10 protein-coding genes, 1 pseudogene and 1 riboswitch are annotated in these 23,516 nt (G+C 35.0%); of the genes and pseudogenes, 5 read left to right on the top strand and 6 right to left on the bottom strand.

Features of this window, described 5'->3' with window-relative positions; genetic code table 11:
• Positions 1-177 precede the first annotated feature (177 nt).
• Positions 178-11,997: an Ig-like domain repeat protein gene (locus ACKI2P_RS07250; protein WP_407376374.1), complete on the top strand. Its 11,820-nt coding sequence runs from the start codon at positions 178-180 to the stop codon at positions 11,995-11,997.
• Positions 11,998-12,113: 116 nt separating this feature from the next.
• Here the strand turns inward: ACKI2P_RS07250 and ACKI2P_RS07245 are convergent.
• From ACKI2P_RS07245 to ACKI2P_RS07230, 4 genes and pseudogenes are all read right to left on the bottom strand, one after another.
• Positions 12,114-12,215: pseudogene (locus tag ACKI2P_RS07245) on the bottom strand (haloacid dehalogenase); the annotation flags it as partial.
• Between the two features lie 42 nt (positions 12,216-12,257).
• Positions 12,258-13,568, bottom strand: a complete 1,311-nt coding sequence (locus tag ACKI2P_RS07240) for a hypothetical protein (protein WP_407376372.1) — start codon at positions 13,566-13,568, stop codon at positions 12,258-12,260.
• Positions 13,569-14,528 carry a HEAT repeat domain-containing protein gene (locus ACKI2P_RS07235; protein ID WP_407376370.1) on the bottom strand — a complete coding sequence of 320 codons (960 nt, stop codon included), beginning with the start codon at positions 14,526-14,528 and terminating at the stop codon, positions 13,569-13,571. It lies immediately after the preceding gene.
• 2 nt (positions 14,529-14,530) lie between these two features.
• Positions 14,531-17,266, bottom strand: a complete 2,736-nt coding sequence (locus tag ACKI2P_RS07230; protein WP_407376368.1) for a HEAT repeat domain-containing protein — start codon at positions 17,264-17,266, stop codon at positions 14,531-14,533.
• Between the two features lie 402 nt (positions 17,267-17,668).
• Here ACKI2P_RS07230 and gatA point away from each other — a divergent pair, with 402 nt between their 5' ends.
• The 4 genes from gatA to ACKI2P_RS07210 all read left to right on the top strand — a co-directional run bounded on the left by gatA (position 17,669) and on the right by ACKI2P_RS07210 (position 21,901).
• On the top strand, positions 17,669-19,039 hold the full coding sequence (gatA, locus tag ACKI2P_RS07225) for an Asp-tRNA(Asn)/Glu-tRNA(Gln) amidotransferase subunit GatA (RefSeq protein WP_407376366.1): 1,371 nt from the start codon (positions 17,669-17,671) through the stop codon (positions 19,037-19,039).
• 27 nt (positions 19,040-19,066) lie between these two features.
• On the top strand, positions 19,067-19,915 hold the full coding sequence (locus ACKI2P_RS07220; protein ID WP_407376365.1) for a transglutaminase family protein: 849 nt from the start codon (positions 19,067-19,069) through the stop codon (positions 19,913-19,915).
• Between the two features lie 79 nt (positions 19,916-19,994).
• Positions 19,995-21,488, top strand: a complete 1,494-nt coding sequence (locus ACKI2P_RS07215; protein WP_407376363.1) for a DJ-1/PfpI family protein — start codon at positions 19,995-19,997, stop codon at positions 21,486-21,488.
• On the top strand, positions 21,488-21,901 hold the full coding sequence (locus tag ACKI2P_RS07210) for a hypothetical protein (protein WP_407376361.1): 414 nt from the start codon (positions 21,488-21,490) through the stop codon (positions 21,899-21,901). The genes ACKI2P_RS07215 and ACKI2P_RS07210 overlap by 1 nt, the downstream gene beginning before the upstream one ends.
• Here the strand turns inward: ACKI2P_RS07210 and ribB are convergent, their stop codons facing one another.
• Both ribB and ACKI2P_RS07200 read right to left on the bottom strand, forming a co-directional pair.
• Entirely contained in the window at positions 21,902-22,585 is a 684-nt protein-coding gene (ribB, locus tag ACKI2P_RS07205) for a 3,4-dihydroxy-2-butanone-4-phosphate synthase (protein ID WP_407376359.1), read from the bottom strand.
• Positions 22,586-22,635: 50 nt separating this feature from the next.
• A riboswitch (FMN riboswitch) is annotated at positions 22,636-22,769 on the bottom strand.
• A 223-nt stretch (positions 22,770-22,992) separates the two neighbouring features.
• Entirely contained in the window at positions 22,993-23,367 is a 375-nt protein-coding gene (locus ACKI2P_RS07200; protein WP_407376357.1) for a DUF120 domain-containing protein, read from the bottom strand.
• Positions 23,368-23,516 lie beyond the last annotated feature (149 nt).

Raw genomic sequence — 23,516 nt, 5'->3', positions numbered from 1 at the left:
GCATACAGTGTATTTTATAAATTAAAAAATATATTTGATAAATTTCTTATTTTTTACTTTATTTAATATCAATTATACATTATTTATATATTATAATGTATATACATAACTAATGTAAAGTTAAATTTAATTTTTCTTATGTTAACTTTATATAATAAAATTTGATCGAGTGATTGAATGAAGCAAATAAATAAGAATATTTTTATTTGTGCACTTTTAGTCGTAATGGTGCTTTTCTGCATCTCTACGGCCAGTGCAGAAGAAATTACGTTAGATAACAATTTAGCTAGCGATGATGCAGGCGAAATTGTTAGTGCAAGTGGGGATACTATCTATGTGGATAGTTCTTCGACTAGTGATGACGAACAAGGAACAGAGAGTAGTCCTTATAAAACAATTTCTGCCGCTGTTAACTCAGATAAGGTTACTGGTGGAGAAACTATTTTTATAAAAAATGGAAACTACTCCGAAAGTAGTGTAGTGAAAATTACCAAATCTTTATCTATTGTGGGTGAAAGTAAAGATGGTGTTTCTCTTAAATACACTGGTGATGTTAAAGGTAATTTAATTGAATCTAATACTCAGGGCATCTCAATTTCATTTGCAAACATGACATTTAAAGATTCTGAAACTACAACTGGTAGTGGAATCATAAGATTTTATGGTAATACTCCTATTGATGTGAACTTTACTGACTGTACTTTTACAAATATTGCGAATAAATATGGTGCTCTTCAATTTGCAAATACTGGAACTGTAAATATTGAAGGTTGTACCTTTTCAGATTTAACATCTAAATCTTCAAATGGTGCTACTGGTGTTTATGCAAGTGCTGGAGCTACATTTAACATTAAAGACACTGTATTTGAAGACTTGAAATATGAATCTACTGGTGGTCAAAATGGTGCTGTAGTATTTATGAGTAATGCTGCTACTACTTTAAACATGGATAATGTTACTATCCAAAGATTTAGTGGTGCTGCAAACAGTATTGTACGTAGTACCGGAACTGTAAATATTAAAAAATCTAAATTTGTAGATAATGATGTTCAGTTATCCTCTGCAGGTTATGTTGGGGACAGTTTATTCTACATTGGAGTCAGTGGAAAATTGACCATGGAACAGTCTATTCTTGCAAATAACACTGTTGCAAAAAATGTATTTTATTTAGGTTCCAATGCTAAAGCAACCATGAACTATAATAATATTTATAACAACACCTTCAATACTAGTTACGAATCAGGAATTAAAACTAACAATGGTGTTCTTGATGCAGAAAACAACTACTGGGGATCAAACACATTACCTGAAGGCGTAACCGCTAACGTATGGGTTGTTGAAGAAGACGGTTCATACAAATTAAGCAACGGTAATGAATTAGAAAAAGAAATTCCTGGATTGAATGATGGTGGCGATGAACCTGTTGTACCAACCGTAAATGACATCATTTATGTTGATTCAGTAAACGGTGCAGATACTAACGACGGTTTCAGTGAAACTACTGCAGTAAAAACAATTGAAAAAGCTGTAGCAATTTCCGAAGAAATCACTGATGATTTAGATGAAGGCCAAATTCCTACCATTGTGATTAAGGAAGGTACTTATGTTGAAAACCCTATTACAGTTACCGAAAGTGTCATTTTCACCACTACTGGTCCTGTTATTTGGGATGCAAATGGTAAAAGAGCTTTATATGTTCAATATGCTGATGTAAGTCTTTCAAACATTACCTTCATTAACGGTAATGAATCATACAACGGTGCTGTTATCCGCCAACAATATGGTATTGTACTCATTGACAATTGTGTATTCACAAACAATGGTGGACAAAACAGGGAAGCTCTTATTTATGATAATTATGGTGCTTTGTCCATAACTAATACTGTATTTGATAAAAATACTGCTCATAAGACTAGTACCTCTTATGGAAACATTCGTGTAAACAATGGAAACTTATATGTAAATAACTGTAACTTTACTAACAACTACAATAAATATGGTGTATTCTACATTTCAAGTTCACAAGCTGAAATTTACAACTCTTCATTTATTGGAAACAATGCAACTTCCTCAAGCGGAGGTTCTGGTGCAGGTATTTATGTAGGTGGTACTTCTACTACCCAAAGTACATCTAGTGGTAAAATCAGTAATGGTACTGCTTCCAATTTATTAGTCAAAAACTGTGAATTTATTAATAACACTGCATTCGGCGGTACTTATTATGGCGGTGCCGGTGGAGCAGTCTATGTAAACAACAACGCAACTGCTGTAATTGAAGATTCATTATTTGAAAACAATGTTGCTATTACTGGTGGAGAATCCGGTAAAGGTGGAGCAATTTATGCTTCTGCAGGTGACATAACAGTAAACGGATGTGTATTCAACGACAATGTTGCTGAAGAAGGTTCAGAAATTTATCTTAGATACTATGACAGTACTTCTTCATACAGTATCATGATCGCACCTGATGCAATCAATAAAATTAACGTTAAAGATTCAGTCTTTAATGATGATAATAGTGCAATTGTTGTTGCAGACAATGCTAAATATGCTGCTGATGTAAATGAAAACTACTGGGGCAGCAATGACAATCCTGCTTCCAAAGTAGGAAAAAACGTCAATGTTGAAAATTGGGTAATCATGGATGCTAAAGTAACTCCAGACAATGCTCAAATCGGAGACAATGTTACTGTTGATGTAACCTTCGACAAACTTCAACATGCAGATGACACTGTAAGCGAATATAGCGGAACTTTACCTGAAATGGATGTAACTGTTACTTCCACAAGCGGTAAATTAAATGAAATTTTAACTGTTAAAGATAACAAGGCAAGTGTTGATTACACTATCGATGCTGCTGATGATGCAATTGATGTTGGTGATGTATCAATACCTTTAGTTGCTGGAATCATTTACGTGTCTCCTGAAGGTGACGATAACAATGCAGGTACTGAAGAAGATCCTGTTGCAACTATCGCTCACGCTATTGAAATTTCAGTAAAAGGTAAAATCATTCTCTTGAACGGTACCCACAAAACCGGTGACTTAGGAACAATCACAAAAGATTTAACTATCATCGGTCAAGGTAATGCTATTATTGACGCTCAAAACAACAATAGAGTATTATATGTCGGTTCCACTGGAGATGTATTAATCGAAAACGTAACATTAATCAACGGATACACTTCTGCTGATGAAAGTGGTGCATTATTCGGAAACTCAGGTAAATTAACCATTCAAGGTTGTACCTTAGCAAACTCCACTTCAAGCAAAAACGGTGGAGCAATCTACAATGTAGCTGACTTAATGGTAATTGATTCTGTATTTGAAAACAACAAAGCAGCCCAAAATGGTGGAGCAATATTCTCCCAGGCCGCTGCAGGTTTCACTCCTGAATTGTATGTTGTAGGAACCACATTTACCAACAACAATGCTAAAGGTTCTTCCAACTTTGCTGGTGGAGCAATATTTGCTCAGCAAAATTCTGCATTTGATATTATAAACTCTGAATTTGTCGCAAACAGTGTGGATGCATACGGTGGAGGAGCTATTGAAATTGTAAACACAAATGTTGCTACAATCACAGGTTCCACATTTACTGGAAACTCCGCTAAAGGTGAAGACTCAGACAGTAACTATGGTGGAGGAGCAATCAGTTTCATTGGTGCTTACTCAGATAAAAAAGAAACTTTAACTGTAACTGATTCTTTATTCGAACAAAACACCGTTGACGGTCTTGGTGGTGGAGCAATTTATGTAAGAACCGCTACTGTAAACGTTGCAAACTCTGTTTTAGTAAGCAATTACGATGACAGTAATTATGCTGTTTACTCAAGAATTACCAGTATGGTAACTCCTACCGTAACTGTAAACGACAACTGGTGGGGAAGCAACGATTCACCTAAAGATTTAGTTTCAAACAAAGTGACATTAAACAGGTGGGCTGTTTTAACTGTTACAAATGACACTCAAATCAAAGCTGGTGAAAACGTAACAATAAACGCAAACATTAACACATACACAACTGGTTCTACAAGCGGAGATTTAGCAAAACCTATTGTTGTACCTCGTGCCGTTACTTTAGAAACTTCCGATGCTACTGAAGAAGATGTTTTAGTAGATGGTGAAGCTGACTTCGTTTACACAGTTCCTGAAGGATTAAAATTCATCAGAGTTTCTGTTGACAATGAAGTTGTAACTTTATTCGTAACCACTACCGCAACAACCGTAAGTGCTGACAACTTCACCGCTAAAAAAGGTGAAAGATATGAATTCACTGCAAATGTAACCTGTGATGACGGCACTATCGTAAACCAAGGTACTGTTGAATTATTCATCGGTGAAGAATCCATCGCTACATTTGATGTAATTAACGGTACAGCATCAGGTAAATTATTAATCACCCAAGATGAAGGCGAATATAACATCACTGTAAAATATGTTGATCCTGAAACATTATTCGAAGAAAGCTTTGATGTTGTAGGATTCACAGTCAAAGGTATGAACAACATTATCACTCCTGAAAACTTCTATGACTTCTTCGATGAAGACGGATTCATGTTAAGTGACATTCCATTTGATAACTTAGTATTCGACGGTGAATTTGAAGATTTAGGAATTGACAAAATTGTAATTTCTGAATCCAAACAAATCGAATCCAATTATGCTGATTTCAATGATGTCGTAATAGTTATCGATGCGGATGATGTTTCATTCACTGGCAGAAGTTACTTCACTGTAGACGGTAATGCTGTTTCAGGTCCTGTAATCGCTATTTACGGTGACAATGTAACTGTAGAAAATGTAAATATTGATTATTCAACTGCTAAAGACACTGAAGCTTACGGTATTTTAATCTATGAATCTGATGGCGTATCAGTTGATAACGCACGCATTGACTTTGAAAGTAACTCCGTTGGTACTCCTGGATACACTCAACACGCTATTCAAATCCGCAGTTCCAGCAATGTAAACATTACAAAAGGAACCATCAAATCAAAATTACCTGCTTGTGATGTTGATTTCGCAAGTCAAGGTATTGACCAGGATTTAATTTTAGCTATCGGTATCCAAGACAGTGAAAACATTGTTTTAAATAAAAACACTGTTACCACTGATGTAACTGCAACCCACGGAGACTATCCTACTGTTGACTCCATCATGGCTAACAATGTAAACAATTTAGTCATCTCTGACAATAAGATTACTCAAACCGACAAGTCAACTGTTGGTGCAGGTTACTCAAATGCTGTAGACTTATACGTTTCAAACAATGTAAATATAACTGGAAACACCATTACAATCAATTCCGATGCTGGTGAAGAAGCTGCAGGAACTGCATATCCTATCCAACTTACCGGTCCTTACGCAAACTTAGTAATTGACGGTAACACTTTAACCTCAATCAGTAATGGTCCTACATTAGGTATTTACTCACAAAACTATGCTGGTGAAACTGATATTACTGTAACAAACAACTATATCGACGTAACCGGTTTAGCAACTGCCGGAAATGTTTGGTCTTTAGTTTCAGGTATGGAACTTCAAGACACCCAGGCAAAAATATACAACAACACTATTTACTCTCACAATGTCGGTGAATATGATGCAGATAACAATTTATATGGTATAAGTTACGCTCAATGGTTATCCGGAGATCACACCTTTGACATAAGAGACAATGCAATCTTCACTGAAGGTGCATACGCAGTATACTTCCTGAATGCTGTAAACAGTAATGTTGTTGGAAACGATTTACACGGTCATGACTTAGAAGGTGACGATGCAGCTATCATTAAAGACGGTGAAGGAAACGTAATTGAAAACAACACTCCACCTTACGAAGCTGAAGTAATCATCGATGCTCCTGGAGCTTGGATTGGTCATGATGCTGAAATTACTGTCACTGTAACAAATGCTACTGACGGTAACGTAACAATCAAAGTAAATGACAAAGTATATGATGATTTAGCTTTAGTTAACGGTAGTGCAACTCTATTTGTTCCTTTAGCTGACATTGCACAGGATGCAATCAACAACGTTAGCGTAACCTATAATGGTGGTTCCAGAGTATTCTCTGGTGCAGGCGAAGCTACATTTAAAGTTGTTAACGGTTTAATCACTAACCAAACATTCTTCAATTACTTCGCTGAAAACGGTTACTTGTTATCATTTGTTCCTGAAGGAGCTACCTTAGACTTCCAAGGACCGTTCTATGGTGCTAAATATAATGTATACATTAACAAACCTGTAAATGTAATTTCATCCAAAAATGCAAATGGTACCGGTTTATTAGGTGCTTATAATGAAGAGCTCATCGGAACTGCTGTATTTGACAGTGGAGAAAACCCTAACTACAACTGGTTTAAATTCAATGTTGTTGCAGGCGGTGACAATACCAACATTACCGGTATTAGTATCATCAACGGTGATTTATTCATCCAAGGTGCATCCAATGTAACCGTAGACAACATTTACATGAAAGCTAACATGAGAGGAGTAGGATCTGGTACTGGATTTTTATCCATACACTCAGAAGCTTACAACACTGTAATTAAAAACTCATACTTCGAAAACGGTGGTACTGGTTCAAGTTGTGTAGTTCTCGGTAAAGGTGGAAAATACGCTACCTTTGACAACAACGTATTCAACATAACTGGTTCATCCGGTAACGTTTTATCATCCAATATCTTTGTTGGTAAAGGTGACAACCCTGAATTTGTAAACTACATCAACAATGTAATCAACAGTCATGTCGCTGCTTCCGGATTCATGTATGGTATTACAGTATGTGGTCAAGGTAATGTAATTGAAAACAACACATTAAACAACTTCAAAGGAAACGCAATTATTAACCAATATGGTGCAACCTCAACCAAGAACGTTTACAGAAACAACACCATTACCGGTGGAGGATCCATGGCTATCGGTACCTACAGTATTGTTGAAAACAACAATGTAGCTGAAGGTGCTTTAACCGTAACCGAAGGATGTAACTTCACAGGAAACACTGTAAAATCATTAACAATCAGCGGTAAAAATGTTTATGCAGCTAACAACACTGTTTTAACTACTGTAAATATTGCAGCTGCTGCTAAAAACACAACCTTCGAAGAAAATGAAGTGAATGGTCTTGTAACTGTTAACTCAAATGACAACACTATTGTCAGAAACAAAGTTACCACTGAAACTCCATATGCTATCGACTTGAAATCAACTTCAAACAACACTGTAACCTACAACAAATTATCCAGTGCTGATAAAATGGGTGACGCAGCTGTAAACTACGCTGAAGATAAGGACAATAATGTAACCCTCAACGGCGGAAATCCAATTATGGATATTAAAGTTGAAAACACATGGATTACTCAAAACAACACAATTACTATTGCTATTGTTAACGCAACCGGTAATGTGACTGTAAAAGTAAACAACAAGGAATTTGTTGAAGTTCCTTTAGTAGATGGCGCTGTAACTATTGAAGTGGATGCAGCTGACATTGTTGCTGGTGTAAATAATGTAACCGTAACCTACAACGGTGATGATTTCATCAACGCTGACACTGATTCAACCACTTTCATCGGTTTAGACAATGTTGTAACAGAAGAAATATTCTACAATTACTTCGATGATTACGGATTCTTATTAGAAGACGTCCCATTCGATGAACTGATCTTCAAAGGAGACTTTGACAAACTTTCATACTACATAATTCTTGACAGACCTATTAAAATTACAGGTCAAGACGCAGTATTAAAAGACATTGCAATTATGATTGATTCTGATGAAGTATCCATTGACGGATTGACCTTAATTGCTGATATGAACTTAGGATCATTAGTAACAGTCGGTGAAGGTGACGTATCACTTTCAAACTTAAACATTTCATACATTGTTAAAGACGGTGACTCTGTTGCTATTGATATTAAAGATGTTGAAAATGTAAATGTCACAGGCTCAACAGTTTATGTTGAAACCCATATCACTGAGGATACCAATTCAGCAAGTGCTATAAATGTTGACGGTTCTTCTAACATACTCATTGACGGAAACGTATTTGAAACCAGTTTCCCTGCATTATATGCAAGCAACTATGACTGGGATTACATGTTGATGGGATTAAATACTGTTAACCCTATCAGAATCAGAGCATCTGAAAACATTACATTTACAAACAACAAAGTAAACTCTACTTTAAATGATGTAAGCGCATCTTATCCTACCGCTCAATCAGTATATGTAATCGGATCTGAAAATGTTTTAATCGATTCCAATGACTTCTATTTCAACGATGAATTAACACCTGCTGGAGTAGTAGCATACTTATACGTAATTGAGTTCGGTTATGATAAAAACACAACTGTGTCCAACAACAACTTTGACATATCTACTGTATCCGGTAGAGACTCAAACGGTGCAGCATATGCATTACAAGGTGTGGAATCTGAAATGTTTGTAATTGGAAATAACATTACAACCGTTTCAAGCGGTCCAAACTTAGGTTTCTATGTGGCCAGTATGATGGGTGGAAGTTCTGAAGTATACGTTGCAGACAATATAATCAATGTAACCGGTAATGCAACTACATCCGCTCAATGGGCATTAGTCTCAGGTATTGAAATTACAAACGGTAACGCTAAAATATACAACAACACAATTTACACCTACAACAAAGCAGGATATGTTGAAGAAGCTCCTGTTCATGGTGTAAGTTATGGCCAATACATGTACGGAACACGTACATTAGATGTACAAAACAACACTATGTATGTTGAAGGTACATACACCGTTTCAGTATTGGACGGAACTAAAGCAAATGTAACCGGAAACACTTTATATGCTCATGATCTCTTCGGTGACGACTCTGTAGCTCCAGGTGTTGACGGAATTGTTGAAAACAACACTCCTCCATTTGAAGTTGATATGATTATCGATGGTCAAACCGCTTGGATTGGAACCAACTCCTCTCTAACAATTACAGTTCCTGAAGGAACAGGTAATGTAACAGTTAAAGTTGGAAACAGAGTATTCGTTGAAGTGCCTTTAGTAAACGGTACTGTAACCTTACCAATCAACGCTTCTGATTTGGTTTTAGGTGCTAACGATATTCAAGTAACATACAACGGTGATAAATACATCAACCCTGGTGACGCTGTCGGCAACTTACAAGTTATTGACGGTGTAATCACAAATGAAACATTCAAATACTACTTCGATGAAGAAAACAATAATTACCTATTCGATTATGTTCCTGAAGGAGCTACTTTAGACTTCCAAGGTGCATTCTTAGGTGACAAATACAGTTTATACATTAACAAACCTGTAAATGTAATTTCATCCACTCAAGATGCAGTATTTGACAGTAACACTACTGATTCAGCTAGAAAATGGATTAAATTCAATGTTGTTGAAGGCGCAAACAATACCAATATTACTGGTATCAGCATCATTAACGGTGACTTATTCATCCAAGGTGCTTCATATGTGACTGTAGATGATATTGACATGAAAGCTAACATGAGAGGTGTCGGATCAGGTACTGGATTCTTATCCATCCACTCAAACGCTTACTACACTACCATTAAAAACTCACACTTTGAAAACGGTGGTACCGGTTCAAGTGTGGTTGTACTCGGTAAAGGTGGTAAATACGCTACATTTGATAACAATACCTTTGAAATTACCGGTTCATCTGGTAACGTATTATCCTCAAATATCTTTGTCGGTCAAGGAGATAACCCTGAATTTGTAAACTACACCAACAATAAGATTACTAGTCATGTTGGTGCTTCCGGATTCATGTATGGTATTACTGTATGTGGTCAAGGTAACATCATTGAAAACAACTCCTTAATCAACTTTAAAGGTAATGGTATTGTCAACCAGTTCGGTGCTACTTCAACCAAAAACGTATACAGAAACAACACCATAACCGGTGGAGGATCAATGGCTATCGGTACTTACAGTCTTGTTGAAAACAACAATGTGGCTGAAGGTTCCTTAACTGTAACTGAAGGCTGTACATTTGTAAACAACACTGCTAAAGCATTAACAGTCAGCGGTAAAAATGTTGTTGCAACAGATAACCAGGTAGCAACTACTGTAACCATCAGTGCAGCTGCTACAAACACAACCTTTGCAAACAACACTGTTTTCGGTCTTGTAACTGTAAACTCTAATGCAAATACTATTACTGAAAACACAATTATCACTGATACAGAATTTGCTGTTGATCTTAAATCAACCAAAAACAACACTGTAACTGATAACATATTGTATGCTAGTGAGTTAGTTGGTGATAAAGCTGTAAACTTCGTTGAAGATAATGACAACACTGTTGAAAACAACTTCCCAGTTGACCCTGAATTGGTCGTTGAAGTAGAAAACATTAAAGTCGGTGAAAATGCAACCATTAATGTTTCATTCACTGCGAATGTTACTGGAACTGTTGAAGTCATTGTTGACGGTAAAAAATACAATGTAGATGTTGTTGACGGTAAAGGTCAACTTATTGTATCTGATTTAGCTGCAAACAAATACACTGTTGGTGCTTACTACGATGGTGATTTATTATACAGTGCAACTGAAAACACAACTTCATTCACTGTTGAAAAAGAAACTACTGAAGCTAATATCACTGTTCCTAGTGATGTTAAAGCTGGTGAAGAAGCTAATGTAACCATTAGCATTCCTGGTGCTACCGGTAATGTTTCTGTTATTGTTGACGGTGTTGAAGAGGTTGTTCCTTTAGATGAAAACGGAACTGCTGTCTACACTATTCCTGCTGTAGCTGCTGGTGACCACAGTGTTGTTGTAGCTTATCCTGGTGATGACACTCGCGATGCTGTTATTAAATCCGGTGCATTCACTGCTGATAAAGAAACCACTGAAGCTAATGTAACTATCGGTGAAATCACTCCTGAAGGAGCTAATGTAACCGTAAGTATTCCTGGTGCTACCGGTAATGTTTCTGTTATTGTTGATGGTAATGAAACTGTTGTTCCTTTAGATGAAAACGGAACCGCTACATACACTATTCCTGAAGTAACTGGTGGAGAACACAGTGTTGTAGTTGTCTATGATGGTGACGATAAACACAGCGGTGCTCACGCATCTGCAACTTTATACAATGAAGAGTTCCCAACCAAATTTACCAATGTCACTGTTGCTGAAGGAAAAATCACAGGTATATTAACATTCCCTACAGGTGATGGAGTAGCTAACGCAACTATTGGTGTAACAATCAATGGTGTTGCATCAAATGTAACTACTGATGCAAATGGCCAATTCATTGTTGAAGATGTCTTTGGAAAAGTCGTTGAACTCAACTATGCTGGAAATGGCACAATTTTACCAGCTGACATTTCAATTGACTTAACAGGCGTTGCATCTGCAAGACAAGCAACCCAAATCATCGGAAACAACTACACACAATACGCAGTCGACTATTACGCAGGTGAAAGAGGTCAAAACTTCACAACACAACTTGTTGATATAATGGGCAACCCTCTTGTAAACAAAACTGTCTACATTGGTGTAAATGGTGTAATGCGTGAAAGAACAACCGACGCAAACGGTTTCACAAGTGTACAAATCAACTTCAAAGATGCAAACAGACTCACATTCGCTGTAGCATTCTTAGGTGATGAAGACTACAACGCAACCATGCAGGTATACCTGATTATCATCGAGAAAAAACCTGTAACAATAACAGCTCCGGCAAAAACATACAAAGCTACTGCAAAAACCAAAAAATACACAGTAACTTTAAAAACCATCAAAGGAGCATCCGCTGACGGTAAAACTTACTTCGGCGCAGGTAAAAAAGTCACCATGAAAATCAATGGAAAAACCTACACAGCAAAAACAAACGCTAAAGGTCAAGCAACATTCAGCCTTAAAATAACCAAAAAAGGCAAATTTGCAGCAACCATTAAATACGCAGGTGACACCACCTACAAAGCAGCAAGCAAATCTACAAAAATAACAATTAAATAGTGAGATCAAATTCTCACTAACTTTTTTCTTTTTTTCATCCAACCATCAAAGTTATTGGCAATACCCTTATTAATTTTAAAAACACTTTAAAAAAACAACTTATATAAACCTTGAAAAGAATTGATGTCGGTGAATATGTTTCCGTTTATAACATCCTTGATAACCCTATACCTTTCAATCAGTGTTCCGGAGTTATCAAATACTACTGCCCTTTTCATGATTAATAATAGAAATTAAAAAATATTTAAAATTTGTAAAAACTAATCGTCATTCAATTTATCAATGAATTTCCTTTCACTGTCGTATATGTCCAAAACGCTTTCGCCGTTGATTTTTTGATGCTTGAGAAATTTGCAGTCATTGATTTGCAAGTCACAGCAACATGAAATGATGTTCTCAGATTTTTCATTGAATGTAACATTGTCAAGTTTAAACTCCGCATCATTCGAATTGGATGTATCCCTTAAAAGGAAATTAAAGTTATTTCCTTCAAAAGTTACATTATCTAAGCTAAGATGAATTGAAGAACAATCAAACAAATAATTTGAAGCGTTATTTTCAAAGAAACAATTTTTAACATTCCAATTTTTTGTTTTAACAGCAATTCTAAATAAGTATGATGTTGAGAATGGGGATTCAGATTGGTTATTTATGAAATTGCAATTTTCCAGGCTGACAATTGAATTAATAGCTGTGCTGTATGTATTATCAATAAGATAAGAGATGTTGTTTTCAAACAGACAATCAGTTATATTAATCCTGGAGCTGTGAATGCTGATTATGTCTTTGCAACGTCTGAAAGTGCAGTTTTCAATGTCCAAATCTTCACTTGTTCTAATTACCCTGCCTTCATTATCTTCAAAAAGACAATTTTTAATAATGCCTTTCTTGCTAACATTGACATTCCATTTGTTGGATGAATCTTCGAAAAAAATGCCAAAACTTAAAAAGCCTTTATTTTTTATAGTCCCTCCCTCTGAACGTGACGAATTTCTTTTAAAAAAGCAATTATCAACCATTAAAAATTTATCGCTGAAAATTGCACCCCCATTATTTTCAGAATGATTATTAATGAAATTTGAATTAAAAATCATTGAAATGAATTTGTTTAAAATTGCTCCTCCGTCGCCAAGATGATAAGTGGCAGAATTGTTTTCAAAATTGCATTTGTCAACAACTAAAAATCCTTCATTATATATGGCGCCGCCGTTTGAAGCCTTGCAGTCAGAAAAGGTGCAGTTTTCAATTCTTAGTGAACCTGTGTTATGAATAACTCCTCCATGAAGACCCCCTCCATTTTTAAAGTTGAAATTTTTCAAAATTACCATATCTGAAGAGACTAGGAATGCTTCGGTTTGGAAATTGAGATCAACTTCATGCCCGTCACCATTTATGATTAAATACTCACTATCAATGGAAATCCCCTCTGAATTATCCATACCCCTGCCATAATAAATGTCATCATCAACTATGATTTCTTTATATGTTTCCCCTTCGAAATCAGCTTCATTATATGTTTGCTCCTCAAGGGCATATTCAATATGTTTTTTAAGATAGCTAAAAGGCTTCATTTAACTCACCTCCTTTTTCAATGCATAATAAAATATTCTTGATTCTTCATCTAAATTTTCGGCCACATCTTCATTAGATAATGCCAGATCCAATAAAATAAGCTGATCATTTATTTTATCAGCAGCATTCATGACAAAATCGGGAGATTTAACTGACAGTATTTCAAGTAAAACTTCCTTATCTGAAATTCCTTCAATGGCATCACCACTAAAATTATCATATGAATCGTTTAATAATATCTCCACTAAAACTTCCTGATTAGTAATTCTCCTAACCGCTTCACTACAAACATCACGTTCTTGATTGTTTAATGCAATTTCAACTAAAACTTCCTGACTTGTAATTCTCTTGACTGCTTCATAACAAATCCAAGGATAATCATTTGATGCAATTTCAGCCAAAACGTCCTGATTAGTAATTTTCCCGACCGCTTCACGACGAACATAGGGATCTGAATCGTTTAATGAAATTTCAGCCAAAACGTCCTGATTAGTAATTCTCCTGACCGCTTCTTGACGAACATCACAATCTGAATTGTTTAGTGCAATTTCAACTAAAACTTCCTGACTTGTAATTTTCCTGACCGCTTCACGGCGAATAGCCCATCTTGAATCGTTGAATGCAATTTCTGCTAAAAGTTTCTCACCTGCAATAACCGAAGCAATTTTTTCGATGATTGCGTAATAGATTTCATAATTAGCTATTCCAATTTTTGACAGTTCCATGAACAGATTATTCAATACCTCTTCATCATCAATATTTTGTATTGCCCTTTTGACTACATTAATGTTCCTATCGTTTTTTACAATATAACATAATAGAGCAGGGTCTGTTATTTTAGATACTGCAATTTCTCGAATTTTCTCTGAACAATCCTCAAGAGCATATCTTTTCAGTTTTTTCTCGCTTGTAGTATCTCTAACCGAATTTAATCTATCATTTAAATTATAATCATACATATTCACACCCCCAGTTTCGATTTAACTATGCCCGGAGTGGTGCAGTGAGTTGTCTTTTTTAAAATTTCATTCAAAATTTCTTTCCCTGTTATCCTTTCAATAGCCGATTTGCGAACGTTGATGTTGGTGTCTGATAATGCAATGTCTTTTAAAATGTTTTCATCAAATATTTTTAAAACTGCAGTATGCCTTACATGCCAATTGGAATCGTGGAATGCTAAATCAATTACTGAAGGCTCGTCATTGATTTGCTTAAGTGCATAATCACGGACATACCAGTCCTTAAAATCCTTTACGATTTTTATCAAATTTGCTTCAGTAATAGAATCGATTGCTGAGGTTTTTACAATCCTTGAAGGATCCCTCAGTGCAATATTCATTAAAACATCCTGTCTTTTAATTGATTGTGTCGCTTTATTTCTAACTTCAACATCCCTTGATGTTACTGCAATTCTTGATAATCTTTCATCATCCGAAATCATGATTAATGCAAGGGATCTGATTCTTGCATCATCTGATTTTAAAAGAATCTCTTCAAAAACTTCTTCAGCGGAAATAATTATTTCTGAATCGCCTACCCTCTCATATCGAGCTCCAGAGTACTTGGACGGACCATATTGATTCCACGATAGGGTTGATTTGCGCACGATATGTGAAGGGTCATTTAAAGCAAGATATTTTATCAGATTTTTGTCTTCAATGTTCTTTATTGCCTGATTTCTAACATATGCATCAGAATGATTTAGAACAATTTCTTCAAGCATGTCCTGATTATAAATAGCATCGACCGCAAGAGTTTTGACGCTCAACTCCAAATGACTGCTGTTAACGATTTGAAATAAATAATTTTCATCGCTGATAAATTTGACGGCCTCATTAAGCATGTCCGGAAATTCTCCATCGTAATTCATTATGAAATCGAAAAACTTTTTTTCATCAACATTATTCATATCAAAATAATTTGAATTGACAGCAGAATAAAACATGGCAGGATTAACCGAATTTAGAGCCATATCCATCAAATATGAAGGATTTTTCATGTGCTTAATTGATTCCTTTACAATTGATTCGAAAAAAGTTGAATTATTATCCTTATTATTCATTAAATATTTGTAAAAGACATCTTCATCAATAAAACGAAATGTCGGATTAAAACTATACTTACCATTTGATCGTCTATACTGACTATCGTATTCAAGCAATGCCAGACTTTGCACATCAAATGATTCATCATTCATAGCTATGAATTTCAATGTTTCTTCACTTTCTATTAAAGAAACTGCCTTTTTTCTAAGAGATTCCAGATTGTGATTCAATGCGACAGGAGTCAATATGTCCTCATTACCGGCGAATCTTTCAATGCTTTTAATGTCAAAAAGATTGAGATAATCTGATTTGAACAAATCCAATAAAATTTCAGGACTTTCGATGGAGTTTATGATTACTTTTTGAACCTGGCGATTTTTCTCGTTTTTTAGGATTTCAACCAGTTTCCCATCATCCTTAATTTTTTTTACCACCATCTTCCTTGCAAACCAGCATGTTTCATCAGAAGCGATTTCTGCCAATGAATCCTTATCATCAGTTTTAGCTATTGCAAGTGATCTTACTTTCCAATTATCGTGATTCAATCCAAAACCACTGATAAATTCATGATTTTTAATGCTGGAAAATGCAGATAGAATTAAAGAAACATTTCGGGATTTTTCACAAATGTCCATCAGATAATTTTCATTTTCGATAATTGAAACGGCCTTAAACCTTAAGAATTCATCCAAACTCAAATCATCACAAATATTAAATAAATTTTCCTGATTTAAATTGCAAACTGCCTTCAGCCTTGTTTCATCGTCATAATCCCCATATATTACATCAAGCAATATTTCCTGATTTCTGATATATTCAACGGTTATGCCGGAAAAATGATGGGCCAAATCATTCAAAAAGATTTTCTCATAATACAATTCCTTTCTATTAAATTTATTTAATATCAGCTTCTTTAATTTTAAATCCGTTTCTAAATTAAATGCCTTTAAGAGAATATCCTCATCATTTCCATCGAATCTGGAGATTAACAACTCTCTAAAAAATGAAAGATCCTCCATAACATATAAATCAAATATATATTCCTGATTTGAGAGACCTTCAATTATTGCCTCTTTTAACACGTATGAATCAGTAATCGAATAAAAGTCAAAGAGGGTTTTTTGATTATCAATCTTTTTAATGATTTTTGCTTTATCATATCTGTATGATTCTGATTGGATCAATTTTTTGAAAAACTCGTCATCTTTTAACTTATCACTTGCCTCCATTCTAACATCGAATGAAGAATCGTTTAAAGCCAGATTTTTCAACAGTTCAATATCATTGATGTATTTTATTGAGCTTTTTCTCACTTCGAGTGACGGGTCGGTTAATGCAATATGTTTTAAAGCTGCCTGATTGAAATTCTTCAAAAAGTATTCTCGAATGTGTGGACTTTTGTCATTGTATGCGATTTTAAAGACAACACTTGGATTGTTGATATGTCTTAGGGCTAATCTTCTAATCTGCCATGACCTGTCAGTTAAAGAAATGTCAATTAATTGTTCCTGGCTGAGGACATGCAACTTCCTTTTCATATAATCATATTTGGATTTGAAGTTGATTTCACCATTGACCAAGAGCTTTTTGCCTTTGGATTTTTTAATCGAATTTAATGTGATAAAGGAATCGTCCGTGTTTCCAGGCTCCATACTATCACCCGTTATAGTTAAATAAATTTATATAAACACAATTTAAAAAAGTTTTTTAAATATTAATATCAAATTTCTTCCAAATATCGATGATGAAAAGAAAATCCCTTCTTAATCGAATTCTTCACGGGCAATTGATTGGCGAAGAAACCTTAAAAGTAATTTCCCAACATTGCCTAAGGTTTGGCAGCATTAACTTTCATCATCACGATATATCCAATAGTTTTCATTGTCATCACATCATTTAATTAATTAATCAAATTTTGTCAAAGGCGATATATAAATGACATAAAGTTAATGGTTTAATCGAAAATGCCAAATTTGCATTGGGAAAAAAACAACCTATATAAACCTTGAAAAATAAAATAATAATATTATAATTTACGATTATTAGGTGTTTTAATGAGCGTTATTGAAAAATTAAACTCCATAAAAAAAGGAGAAATAACAGCTAAAGAAAATGTAGAAAGCTTCATTAAAGTTATTGATGAAAATAACGAAAGTATTAATGCATTTATTGAGCTAAACTATGAAAATGCATTAAAACAAGCTGAAGCTATTGATGAAAAAATAGCTAATGGTGAAGATGTTGGTGCTTTGGCTGGATTAGTATTTGGTATTAAAGCAAACATTAATGTTGAAGACATGATTATTTCTGCAGCTTCCAAAACATTGGAAGATTACATTGGAAGCTATAATGCAACTGTAGTAAATGAAATTCTCGCTGAAGACGGGATAATCATCGGTATTTTAAATATGGATGAATTTGCAGCAGGAAGTTCAACAGAAACTTCATACTACGGTCCTACACAAAACCCGGCCGCTATGGGAAGAATCCCAGGTGGTTCAAGCGGTGGATGTGCTGCGGCTATAGCAGCTGAAATGTGTGACATTTCAATCGGTTCAGATACAGGAGGATCTATTCGTAACCCTGCATCCCATTGTGGCGTTGTTGGATTCAAACCGACTTACGGTGCAGTATCAAGACAAGGTTTGCTTGATTTATCAATGAGTTTAGACCAAATCGGCCCTCTTGCAAATGACGTGAGCGGTATTGCAATTGCCCTTAACACCATTGCAAAGTATGATGAAACCGAATGTACTACCTTAAACTGGGAAAAACCTGACTTTACAGAAGTACTGAAAGATACCAGTTTAGAAGGCATGAAAATAGCAGTATGTAAAGAGTTCATTGACGTTACTGATGATGAAATCAACAAAACAGTTAACAAAGCAATCAACAAATTAGTTGATGCCGGAGCCGAACTTGTTGAAGTCAGCTTTGACTATATTGACTTATGTTTACCTACATATTACCTGATTAACTATGTGGAATTCTTCTCTGCAACCAGAAAATACGACGGAAGAGATTATGGTTCAAGAATAGAAGAAGTCTGTGGAGATGAAGTATTAAGAAGAATAAAAATCGGTTCCCACATTGCAGAAGCTGAATTCAGTGGAAAATACTACAAACAAGCACTGAAAGCAAGATCTGTAATCAGAGGCGAAATCACATCCATGCTTGAAAACGTTGATTTGATTGTGGGCCCTACAGTTCCTAAACTTCCTCACGAAATCGGTGAAGAATTAGAACCTATGGAAATGTATGCCTATGATATCTTAACTGTAATAGCTAACCTTGCAGGAATTCCAGCAGCAAGCATCCCGGCAGGAGAAGTTAACGGAATTCCAGTCGGATTGCAAATTCAGGCAAAACCATTGGATGATTTAAAAATAATTAAAGCTATGAGTGTTTTTGAAAACACTCAATAAATTCTTTTTTTTATTTTAGGAGAAATAATGAAAAATAAAATCATCTTTTTCACGATATTTATAACATTGATTTTCATTAGTTTATCTCCTATAAGTGCAAACGAAAATGACACGGGTAATTTCAGCGAAATTACAAATCAAATAACTGCTTTTGATGAAATCAAATTAGATAAAGATTACATGCAGGAGTCCGCAGACAGTCAGATTCATATAAACAAATCTGTTACAATAGACGGATGCGGCCATCATATAATTTCAAACAGTTCAAAGGAAATTTTTAACTTAAGTTCAGATTCAAAATTGAATTTCACCATAAAAAACACTAGTTTTTATAACACCAATAGATTATTCTGTAATAATACACAAGGCAATATAACTTTTCTTGACTGCGGCCTTTCATATAACAATACTATAGTTTATCCATGTTCCGACAACTATCAAGCCAATAAAAATAAAACCGGCCCAATTTCAAATATAGTTAAAAAGGTAGCAAAATTGGTTGTTGGAAAATCAACAGATATGGAAGCGGCAAAAAAACTCGCTGCATGGGTTGCAAACAATATAAAACATGAAACCAAAGAGGGAATATACCAATCAGCAGAGACTACCCTTGTTCGTGGAATGGGAAATTGCATAACCACAACAAATCTGTTCCTGCAGATGTGTGATGCCGTAGGACTTGCAAAAAAACACAAATTATCCTATGTTCACACAGGAACAATTGTATTTAAACAAAGACATTTCTTTGCATTGTTCGACAATATATGTGTGGATGTCGATGGTAAAAAAAGTAAGCCATGGGCCAATTGTCCTAAAGGAAGAGATGTGACACGCATTACTCATTACCCGTATCTGCCGCTGCTAATTAATTATTGAAAAATAAATTTTACACTTGAAATATACGTCTAAAATTTTATAATTTAAAAGACACATAGAATATCAAGAGGTTATTTTTATGACAAGAATTGGACTTGCCTATATTAACGGAGCGGTTCCTGGATTTGAAGATTTTGGAAACCTGCCAACTGATATTGTAAAAGAAAACGGATTGGTCAATGGTAATCGAGCATCAGATGAATTGGATGCATTGATTATACCTGGAGGTACCCTGATTGAATCCAATGACATCAATATGCCGTTGAACAGTGAGATTAAAAAAATGGCGCGTGATGGAAAACCTATTATTGGAATATGTGCCGGTTTTCAGCTGCTTTCAAATCAGATAGATATCGGGAGAAAATCACCGGTGCCTATTGTAAAGGAAGGTCTTGGAATAATAGACGTGAACTTCTCTCCGCTAATTACAAGTGACAGGGTAAAGGCAAAGGTATTTGACAATTCATTCATTACCAAAAATCAAAATGAAGACATTGACGGTTTTCACACACATACATATGGTAAAGTGGAAGGAGATGCAAAACCGTTATTCTATTCGCAAGTTCAAAGAATGAATTATGGGGATACCAATAAAAAAGGAGAATATAACATCTTTTCAGGAGCATGCAACGATGACGGCAATGTTATCGGAACAATGATACATGGAATACTTGATGAAAATCCGATTATTGTAGAAAATCTGTTAAAGCAAATAGATGTTACAGATACCGACGACATTTACAATAGAAATGCTGAAGTTAAAAAGTTCCTGACAAGTGAAGTCGGAATCAACAATGACCTCAAGGTACCTGAAATTACACATCTTAAAAAACCTAAATATCTTATGATTGGAAGTAACGGATCCGACTCCGGTAAAACATTCATATTAACCGGTCTTGCAGGAGCCTTAAGAAAAAGGGGTTATAAGGTTGCGCTTTTAAAGGTTGGTCCTGATGTTCGTGACATTATACCCGGACTTTATTTGACCAAAGGCAGAATGGAAGATTTCGCCTCAATAAAAATTGGCCATCTGGGTTGGGCCGACATCGAATCTACAATAGCAAAACTCAACTCATCAGACTATGATATCGTCCTTATTGAAGGAGTGATGAGTGTGTTTACCGGCCTTTTAAATGAAAAGGTACCGTTTTCAGCTGCAGAAATAGCAATGAGTTCAAACATTCCAATGATTCTTGCATCAGGTGTAAACAAGGGAGGAATTGAATCAGCAGCGATAGATTTGGTTTCACATGCAAACATGCTTGAAAAATTTGGCATTTCAGTAGAGGCAATTCTGCTCAATAAGGTATACAATGAAAATATATTCAACAATGTAGTTCCATACATAAAAAACAACACAAATGTCAAAAAAGTGTTAAAGCTTCCTAAATTAAAATCAGCAGATATGAGAGGTTTCATTCCAGAAGTTGAAATCAGATATGAACTGTTTACCTCACATGCAATGGATCTGATTGAAAATAATTTGAATATTGATGAAATTATAGATATGGCCCGTGAAGTAGAATTTGAAAAAATATACACATTCGAAGAAATAAAAAGCAAGGTGATATGATGGCACTTAATCTTAGTCCGGAAACAGGTGTAAAACTTACTAAAAAAGACAGAGCTCACGTGTTAAAGAAGATGAAACAAGGATGGAAAGCAACTTGTTTTATTCCAGATTATGTTTTTGACGATAACGGAGATATACAAATAGCTTCCGATAAAAACAGGCGCGTTGTAAAAATAGTCAAATTTGGGGACGATGGAATTCACATAGAAAAGGCGCTTAAAAGCAAAACCCTAAGAATCCCTTGGAAAAAAGTCGCTCAGATAAACCAGTCAAAAGAAGTAAAAGATGGTTTGGAAATTATAATGCGTGACGGAAAATATGTCTCCTTCGGCATTTATAATTCCTATAAAATTAAACAGATTACAGAATTTATTGCAAATTATATAGCTAATAAGTCCAATGAACCCAATTAGCTATTCTTCCAAATATTTATTGATAATGTCTTCGCCTCTAAGCAAGACCAATCCATTTTCTTCAGCATATTTACGGGCATCTGCAACGGATGTAGCTTGTCCTGTTTCACCATCCATCATTTCACAAACTACACAAACAGGAGTTACTCCTGCCATTTCACACAATGCAAGGCCGATTTCAGTGTGTCCTTGTCTGTTTTTAACAAGGCCGTCAGCACCTCTTAAGAGACATACGTGACCTGGAGATCTGAAAGTTGCACCAAATTCATCAAATCTTTCCTCTTTCATCATTATTGCCATTTCGCTTATTGTCATTGCCCTGTCATGGTCTGTTACACCAGTGAATGATTTTCTGTGATTTGTCCAGATTGAAAATGAAGACCTTTCATCATATGGAATGTCAGTTGGTGCGAGTTTGGCAAGTTCAGGATAAGTTTCTGTTGCCGCTTTCATTATATCAACCATGAATGGCAAGTGAATAGCATCACAAAAATCAGAGTGTAAACAATTACAGATTAATCCGCCTGCATCATTTCTCATTGTTGCTATTGATTTAGGGGTTACAAATTCTGAAGCGATAATCATATCAACTTCGCCTTCCCTGTCATCATCATCGAAAACTAGAACGAATTCACCGTTTCTTATAGCTTCTAAAGCTTTATCTAAATTTGTTTCTTGATTCATAGTAATATCTCCTTATAATACTAGAACCAGGGCTAAAAATAATACAATTTATTTCTTCTCTTCCATCCGGACTGTAACCGTCGGTTTTGGAATTTCACCAAATCAACACAATCAATTGTGCTCGTGGACTTATTATTTTAAAATCACCACCGGTAGGGAATTTCACCTCACCCTGAGAACGTATTATCAAATATATAAATAATCTATAAAATACTTTACGGTGCTAATTTGAAATCAAAATTATACTGATTTAATAAACTTGATTTGGTCTTAAAAATTGATTTTATAGTGTGAATTGTTTTATTTGAAACTTCTAAACTGTCAAAGAGAAACATTTTAAAAAAAATTGCCTATATATGGAATAAATAAAGTGAAAGTTATAAAAAAATACAAAAAAGAGATAGTATCTAAAATTCTAACGAAACAACGTCATCATCTTTAAGATTTAACTCATCTCTTAACTTTTTTTCTGAAATGAATTCCAGATAGTTTTCATCATGGGTTGTTTTAGCTGGAAAAACTATTGCACCATCCACATTACCGTTTAATTTTGCACTAATGTATTTTACCGCACCAAAACCCTCATCAGGTTTGATTATGTTCTGGCAGTTATCCTTGATTTCATTGATTTCATCCAAATATTCTTCACTTACAACAATGTTCAATGTTCCGGGAAATGGAATGAATCCTAAATTTTTTTTAAATTCCCTGGTGTAAAAATCCTGTGAGAGAAAATGTGCTGCCTTGCCCAAACCGGTTGTCACTTTACCATTAATTTCCATTAAATAACCTCTAATTAAATTTACATATATTGATATAAACAATCTAATTGTCAATCGAATCTTTAATTAAATAAAAGTACAATATGTTATACAAAAACTTAAATTGTCAAATATAGATTCACCACTATAAATTATTAATTTTCATTAAT

Origin of the sequence: Methanobrevibacter sp. (assembly GCF_045541095.1) — an archaeon.
Taxonomy (GTDB): domain Archaea; phylum Methanobacteriota; class Methanobacteria; order Methanobacteriales; family Methanobacteriaceae; genus Methanocatella.
This window is presented reverse-complemented; position numbering and strand designations above follow the sequence as displayed.

Bases quoted from the DNA above. Each gene is read 5' to 3' on its own strand.
- ACKI2P_RS07235 (WP_407376370.1), bottom strand. From the start codon at position 14,528: ATGTATGATTATAATTTAAATGATAGATTAAATTCGGTTAGAGATACT.
- ACKI2P_RS07230 (WP_407376368.1), bottom strand. From the start codon at position 17,266: ATGGAGCCTGGAAACACGGACGATTCCTTTATCACATTAAATTCGATT.
- ACKI2P_RS07215 (WP_407376363.1), top strand. From the start codon at position 19,995: ATGACAAGAATTGGACTTGCCTATATTAACGGAGCGGTTCCTGGATTT.
- gatA (WP_407376366.1), top strand. From the start codon at position 17,669: ATGAGCGTTATTGAAAAATTAAACTCCATAAAAAAAGGAGAAATAACA.
- ACKI2P_RS07220 (WP_407376365.1), top strand. From the start codon at position 19,067: ATGAAAAATAAAATCATCTTTTTCACGATATTTATAACATTGATTTTC.
- ACKI2P_RS07210 (WP_407376361.1), top strand. From the start codon at position 21,488: ATGGCACTTAATCTTAGTCCGGAAACAGGTGTAAAACTTACTAAAAAA.
- ribB (WP_407376359.1), bottom strand. From the start codon at position 22,585: ATGAATCAAGAAACAAATTTAGATAAAGCTTTAGAAGCTATAAGAAAC.
- ACKI2P_RS07200 (WP_407376357.1), bottom strand. From the start codon at position 23,367: ATGGAAATTAATGGTAAAGTGACAACCGGTTTGGGCAAGGCAGCACAT.
- ACKI2P_RS07240 (WP_407376372.1), bottom strand. From the start codon at position 13,568: ATGAAGCCTTTTAGCTATCTTAAAAAACATATTGAATATGCCCTTGAG.
- ACKI2P_RS07250 (WP_407376374.1), top strand. From the start codon at position 178: ATGAAGCAAATAAATAAGAATATTTTTATTTGTGCACTTTTAGTCGTA.